Below are 5,660 nucleotides of genomic sequence, written 5' to 3'. Positions count from 1 at the left end.
CCGGTGGGGCCGATCATCAGGATGTTCTTGGGCGTCACCTCGTCGCGCAGGGCCTCGGGCACGCGCCGGCGGCGCCAGCGGTTGCGCAGGGCCACGGCCACGGCCTTCTTGGCCTCGGCGTGGCCGACGATGAAGCGGTCGAGTTCGGAAACGATCTCGCGGGGGGAAAATTCGGTCATGGGGTCACGAGGTTTGAGCCCGATCAGCGCCCTACAGGCGCTCCACCGTCAGCTCGCCATTGGTGTAGACGCAGATCTTGGCGGCGATGCCCATGGCCTTGCGCGCCACCTCTTCGGCGCTGAGGCCGGAGTCCATCAGGGCCAGCCCCGCGGCCAGGGCGTAATTGCCGCCCGAGCCGATGGCCGCCACGCCGGTTTCCGGCTCCAGCACGTCGCCCACCCCGGTGACGGTGTAGATGGCGTCCTTGTCGGCCACCAGCAGCATGGCCTCCAGGCGGCGCAGATAGCGGTCGGTGCGCCAGTCCTTGGCCAGGTCCACGCAGGCCCGGGCCAGCTGTTCGGGATACTGTTCGAGCTTGGCCTCCAGCCGCTCGATCAGGGTGAAGGCGTCAGCCGTGGCGCCGGCGAAGCCCGCCAGGACCCGGCCGCCCGCCAGGGTGCGCACCTTGCGGGCGTTGCCCTTGACCACGGTCTGGCCCATGGAGACCTGGCCGTCTCCGGCGATCACCGTCTGGCCGTCCTTGCGGACCGCCAGGATGGTCGTGCCGTGCCAGTCGGGGAAGTTGGAAGAAGTCTGCGACATCGCCGGGGATGTGGCGACCGCCGCGAGCAAGGTCAAGCGCATGCAGTTTTCCGAGGCCGAGGTCGAACGCTATGCCCGCCACCTGGTCCTGCGCGAAGTGGGGGGGCCTGGACAGCAGAAGCTGAAGGCCGCGCGGGTGGCGATCATCGGCGCCGGCGGCCTGGGCGCCCCGGCCAGCCTCTATCTGGCGGCCGCCGGCGTGGGGCAGATCACGCTCATCGATCCGGACGTCGCCGACCTCTCCAACCTGCAGCGCCAGGTGATCTTCCGCAGCGACGAGGTGGGAACCCCCAAGGTGGAGGCCGCCGCCGCCAAGCTGGCCGCCCTCAATCCCCATGTGGCGGTGCGCCCCCTCCAGACCGCCCTGACCGCGGCCAACGCCGCCGACCTGCTGGACGGCGCCGATCTGGTGCTGGACGGCACCGACGACTTCGCCACCCGGTTTGCGGTCAACGCCGCCTGCGTGGCGCATGGCAAGACGCTGGTCTCCGGCGCCATCGGCCGCTGGACGGGGCAGGTGGGCGTGTTCTCTGGACAGCCCTGTTACCGATGCCTGGTCCCTGAAATCCCCCCGGACGCCGAGACCTGTTCAGCCGTCGGCGTGGTCGGCGCGCTGGCCGGCGTCATCGGCTCCATGATGGCGCTTGAAGCGGTGAAGGTGATCACCGGGGCGGGGGAGCCGCTGGCGGGGCGGCTGCTGATCTATGACGGCTTGGCCGCAGAGACTCGGACGGTGAAGGTGGGCGCCGATCCGGCGTGCCCGGTGTGCGGGAGCCTCGCCGAGGTCCGACCGCCTCAGCGCTGAGGAAGGCCTTCCGCAAACTCCGGGTGAACCTCCGCAGGGTCGTACCAGCTCGCCCCATCAGACCGCCAGATGTGCCATTGGCGTTCGGGCGTGACGGGGGTGTCGAGGCATCCGAGCCGCAGCATCACGTTCGGCTGGCCTGTCCGCTCGGCGACCAGTTGCGACCCGCAACGCGAACAGAAGCGCCGCAGCTTGCCGGGAGAGGTTTCGTAGGCGCTGAGCAGGTCCTCGCCGCGCACCCAACGGAACCGCTCCCGCGGCGCGGACGCGATGCTGGAGAAGGCCGCGCCGTGTGTCTTGCGGCAGGTCTCGCAGTGGCAATGGGCGATGGCGTCGATCGTCGCATCGACCTCGTAGGCCACCCCGCCGCACATGCAGCTTCCGGTGAGCATGGCAGGCGACCTCCGTTCCGGCGTCCGCCCCAGGGTGGACGGGACCCTACGATCCGGCGTTTCGAGGGCGTCCGCAATGGGGCGCGGGAGGCCGACCCGCGTCGTGCGGGCGGGGGTTGCTCAGCGCGGAACCTCAAACGCCGCCACCAGCCCCTGCGCCGCCCAGTCCAGCCGCACCTCCGTCCCCAGCTGCTGTCCCAGGCTGGAGATCAGGCGGGAGCCGAAGCCGCGAGCCGTGGGGGGCTGGACGGGCGGGCCGCCGGTTTCGCGCCATTCGAAGGAAAGACCGCCCGGCGCAGATCGCCACGTCAGGGCGACGAGCCCCGCTTGGCGGGTCAAGGCGCCGTACTTGGCGGCGTTGGTGGCCAGTTCGTGGATGATCATGCCCAGCGGCTGCACCTGATCGGGCTTCAGGGTGTGGGGCGGGCCGGCCAGGCGGTAGGCGTCTGCGGGCGCAATGGCCGACAGCTCCTTGGCGAGCACCTCCTCAACATCCGCGCCCTCCCAATGCTGGGCGGCCAGCGAACCTTGCGCACGGGCCAGCGAACTCACGCGCCCGAGCAGGATTTCGCGATAGGCGGCGAGATCGGGCGCCTGGGTCAGGGTGACTAGCGACTGGACGATGGCCAGCACGTTGCGGGCGCGGTGGTCCACCTCGCGCATCAGGAGTTCGCGCGCCTGTTCGGTGCGCTTCTGCTCGGTGATGTCGCGCACCTCGATGATGGTGCCGATGGTGCGGGAGTCGTCGTCGCGGATCGGGCTGGCGGTGAAGGCGACGGGATAGAAGCGGCCGTCCTTGTGGACGAAGGTCTCTTCGCCCTGTTCCTGGCTGTTCTCCGGAAAAGCCCGGTCGATGGCGCAGTCCTCGATGGGAAACGGCGACCCGTCCGGGTGGGTGTGGTGCACCACGTCGTGCAGCGGCCGGCCCAGCGTCTCCTCGAAGCGGTAGCCGGTCAGCCGCTCGGCCGTGGCGTTCATGTAGGCGCAGTGCTGGCGCTCATCCATCAGGAAGATGGCCACCGAGGCGTTGTCGAGTACGGCGTTCAGCCGCCGCTCGCTCTCGCGCAGGGCGCTCGCCGTGCGCAGCCGGTCATAGGCCATGGCGAGATAGTGGGTGACGGTCTGCAGCAGGTGCAGCTCGTCCTCAGTGAACCGCCCCTCGCTCCGGCGACCAAAGCCCAGCGTTCCCAGGAGCCGCCCGCTGGCCACCAGGGGCGTGCAGGCATAGCAGTCCAGCCCCAGCGACTTCAGGAAGCTTACGGTCGGATCGTCCGACGCCTGGATGGACGTGGCGTGGCGTGGCGAGCGGGTGGCCGCCACCTGGCTGCACACCGTGCCGGTCATGCCAAGTCGCGCGCCCGCCTGTTCCGCCGCCGGGTCGAGGCCGTGGGAACTCTCCAGCACCAGGGCGGCGCCGTCGTCAGCCAAGGTGTAGTTCAGATAGGCGTCGAGGCTGAGCGCCCCGCGCAGGGTGTCGAAGAGCTCGGCCGCCCCCTGACGCACATCCTCGGCGGCCAGCAGCTGCTCGGCCGAGGTGCGCAAGAGTTGCAGATAGCTGGGCGAGACCGAGACCAGGTCCGCATGCCCGCCGCCGGCGTTCACCGGCCCGACGCCCGGTCGTCGGCGACAAGGCAGGGGGCCCTTTGCGACATCACATGCGTGCATTCGACGCGCGGCATTCAACCCTCCCGAGCAGCCCCCTCCGTCGTACCACAAAGGCGGGAGACGGGGAGTCAGCTTGTCGACGGAAGGCGCGAGGATCTTTGGTCATGCCTCCAAAGAAGTCCGAAGCGCCGCCCTTCCTTCAGCCAGGCCGGGCGTCGGGGTGCTGGGGCAGGTCGTCGGTGATCTCCCACCAGTCGGCCTTGGAGGCGACATAGGCGTGGGAAGCGGGCGCCGTGTGCGTGGGATTGTCCAGCAGGCCGGCGCGCAGGCGCACCACCTCCGGACGCTGGGCCAGCCGGCTGAAGATCGGCGAGCCGCAGGTGCGGCAGAACACCCTCTGCTTGCCGGGCGAGGACTCGAAGGCGGCGAGATGATCCTCGCCCGCCAGCAGGCGCAGATCGGCCGTGGCCACGGGGATGTTGGCGCCGAACGCCCCGCCCTGGGCCTTTCGACAGGCCGAGCAGTGGCAGATCTGCACCGCGCCCAGGGGGGCTGTGACCTCGAACCGGACGGCGCCGCAAAGGCAGGACCCTGACGCCATGACGCGACACCCCATCTGCAAGATGACGCCCCCTATACCGCGCGGGCCAGGATGGAAAGGCAGGCCGCCGGCCTCAGGGCGCCGCGGGCGCGCCTATGCCCTCGATGACGATGCGGATCAGCCGCCGGATCTCTTCCGGCGCCATGACCCCGGCGGAGAGCGCGCTCAGCATGGCCTGGCCATAGATTCCCAGGAGCACCAGGGCCAGAAAGCCGGGGTCCTCGTCCCGGCGGACGACGCCCTGGGCTTGCCCCAGGGCCATCACGTCGCAGATGAGGCCCTGGAAGGACGGACGGTCGGCGGGGGGCGCCGGACGGGGCCGCTCGGCCGGCGCCAGGGCCAGGCGGGCCAGCGACGGGTTGGCCAGGCACCAGGCCGCGCTGTCGGTGAGGATAATCTCCAGCAGGGTCCGCACATCCTCCCCCGCCGCCATGCGGGTCCGGTAGGGGCGGTCGTCGGCCTCCACCCGGGCGATCAGGCGCAGGGCGATGTCCTCCTTGGAGGGGAAGAGGTTGTAGACCGTCTTGCGGGTCAGGCCGGCGCGGCGGGCGATCTCCTCCATGGAGACGCCGGAAAAGCCCCGCTCCCGGAAGGCGAGGTCGGCGGCGTCCAGGATCTGGGTGCGGGACCGCTCGGTGCGGCTGAAGCTTGTCATGAGTTTACACTGGTGTAATTTTACACATCTGTAAACTTTGGAGGCGCCGATGACGCTCCAGGCGTTCGGCCCGCAGATCTGGATCGCCGACGGGCCGGTTCTGACCGCGGCGGCCGGGTTCCGTTATCCCACCCGCATGGCGGTGATCCGCCTGGCTAAAGGGGGTCTCTTCGTCTGGTCGCCGACCGCGCTGAGCCCTGATCTGCGCGCAGGGATCGACGCCTTGGGGCCGGTGGAACACATCGTGGCGCCCAACAGCCTGCACGACACCTTCCTGACGCCGTGGCGGGACGCCTATCCGGACGCCCGACTGTATGCGCCGCCGGGCCTGCGGGCGCGGCGGCCCGACCTCGCCTTCGACGCCGATCTCGCAGACGAGGCCGCCGAAGCCTGGACCGGCCAGATCGACCAGGTCCAGATGCGCGGCGCCTGGATCACCACCGAGGTGGTGTTCTTCCATCGGGCAAGCCGCACGGCGATCTTCACCGACCTGATCCAGCATTTCAGCCCCGGCTGGTTTTCCGGCTGGCGCGGCCTCATCGCGCGGCTGGACCTGATGACCGGGCCTGCGCCAGCCGTACCCCGCAAGTTCCGCGCCGCCTTCACCGACCGCCGCGCCGCCCGGGCCGCCCTGCGGCGCATCCGCGCCTGGCCCGTCGAACAGGTCCTGATGGCCCACGGAGCCCCCGTCACCTCGGACGGCCGCCAGTTCATCGCCCGCGCGTTCGACTGGCTTGAGCCGGCCTGAGGAACCGGGGGCTGTCGCGCGTCGCGCCCGCGACTGACGCGGCGGCGGCAATCCCCTATATGCTGTACCTGCCCGCCCACAGCCCCCAGAGC

At 70.3% G+C, this 5,660-nt stretch carries 7 protein-coding genes and 1 pseudogene; 2 read left to right on the top strand and 6 right to left on the bottom strand.

Features of this window, described 5'->3' with window-relative positions:
• A pseudogene (locus V7D28_RS13580) lies at positions 1-179 on the bottom strand (HslU--HslV peptidase ATPase subunit); the annotation flags it as partial.
• A 31-nt stretch (positions 180-210) separates the two neighbouring features.
• Positions 211-804, bottom strand: a complete 594-nt coding sequence (gene hslV, locus V7D28_RS13575; protein WP_442957944.1) for an ATP-dependent protease subunit HslV — start codon at positions 802-804, stop codon at positions 211-213.
• Between hslV and V7D28_RS13570 the strand changes: the two genes are divergently transcribed.
• Positions 803-1,567 carry a HesA/MoeB/ThiF family protein gene (locus V7D28_RS13570; protein ID WP_333587919.1) on the top strand — a complete coding sequence of 255 codons (765 nt, stop codon included), beginning with the start codon at positions 803-805 and terminating at the stop codon, positions 1,565-1,567. The two genes, hslV and V7D28_RS13570, sit on opposite strands and share 2 nt — an antisense overlap.
• Here V7D28_RS13570 and V7D28_RS13565 read toward each other — a convergent pair.
• The 4 genes from V7D28_RS13565 to V7D28_RS13550 all read right to left on the bottom strand — a co-directional run bounded on the left by V7D28_RS13565 (position 1,558) and on the right by V7D28_RS13550 (position 4,820).
• Positions 1,558-1,959, bottom strand: a complete 402-nt coding sequence (locus V7D28_RS13565; protein ID WP_333587918.1) for a GFA family protein — start codon at positions 1,957-1,959, stop codon at positions 1,558-1,560. The two genes, V7D28_RS13570 and V7D28_RS13565, sit on opposite strands and share 10 nt — an antisense overlap.
• A gap of 120 nt (positions 1,960-2,079) precedes the next feature.
• Positions 2,080-3,561: a PAS domain S-box protein gene (locus tag V7D28_RS13560; RefSeq protein WP_333587917.1), complete on the bottom strand. Its 1,482-nt coding sequence runs from the start codon at positions 3,559-3,561 to the stop codon at positions 2,080-2,082.
• A 202-nt stretch (positions 3,562-3,763) separates the two neighbouring features.
• Positions 3,764-4,165, bottom strand: a complete 402-nt coding sequence (locus tag V7D28_RS13555; protein ID WP_333587916.1) for a GFA family protein — start codon at positions 4,163-4,165, stop codon at positions 3,764-3,766.
• Between the two features lie 73 nt (positions 4,166-4,238).
• Positions 4,239-4,820 carry a TetR/AcrR family transcriptional regulator gene (locus V7D28_RS13550; protein ID WP_333587915.1) on the bottom strand — a complete coding sequence of 194 codons (582 nt, stop codon included), beginning with the start codon at positions 4,818-4,820 and terminating at the stop codon, positions 4,239-4,241.
• Between the two features lie 49 nt (positions 4,821-4,869).
• Here V7D28_RS13550 and V7D28_RS13545 point away from each other — a divergent pair, with 49 nt between their 5' ends.
• On the top strand, positions 4,870-5,568 hold the full coding sequence (locus V7D28_RS13545; RefSeq protein WP_333587914.1) for a DUF4336 domain-containing protein: 699 nt from the start codon (positions 4,870-4,872) through the stop codon (positions 5,566-5,568).
• Positions 5,569-5,660 lie beyond the last annotated feature (92 nt).

It is taken from the genome of Phenylobacterium sp. (genome assembly GCF_036723115.1).
Lineage (GTDB): Bacteria > Pseudomonadota > Alphaproteobacteria > Caulobacterales > Caulobacteraceae > Phenylobacterium.
This window is presented reverse-complemented; position numbering and strand designations above follow the sequence as displayed.

Bases quoted from the DNA above. Each gene is read 5' to 3' on its own strand.
- V7D28_RS13570 (WP_333587919.1), top strand. From the start codon at position 803: ATGCAGTTTTCCGAGGCCGAGGTCGAACGCTATGCCCGCCACCTGGTC.
- hslV (WP_442957944.1), bottom strand. From the start codon at position 804: ATGCGCTTGACCTTGCTCGCGGCGGTCGCCACATCCCCGGCGATGTCG.
- V7D28_RS13565 (WP_333587918.1), bottom strand. From the start codon at position 1,959: ATGCTCACCGGAAGCTGCATGTGCGGCGGGGTGGCCTACGAGGTCGAT.
- V7D28_RS13555 (WP_333587916.1), bottom strand. From the start codon at position 4,165: ATGGCGTCAGGGTCCTGCCTTTGCGGCGCCGTCCGGTTCGAGGTCACA.
- V7D28_RS13550 (WP_333587915.1), bottom strand. From the start codon at position 4,820: ATGACAAGCTTCAGCCGCACCGAGCGGTCCCGCACCCAGATCCTGGAC.
- V7D28_RS13545 (WP_333587914.1), top strand. From the start codon at position 4,870: ATGACGCTCCAGGCGTTCGGCCCGCAGATCTGGATCGCCGACGGGCCG.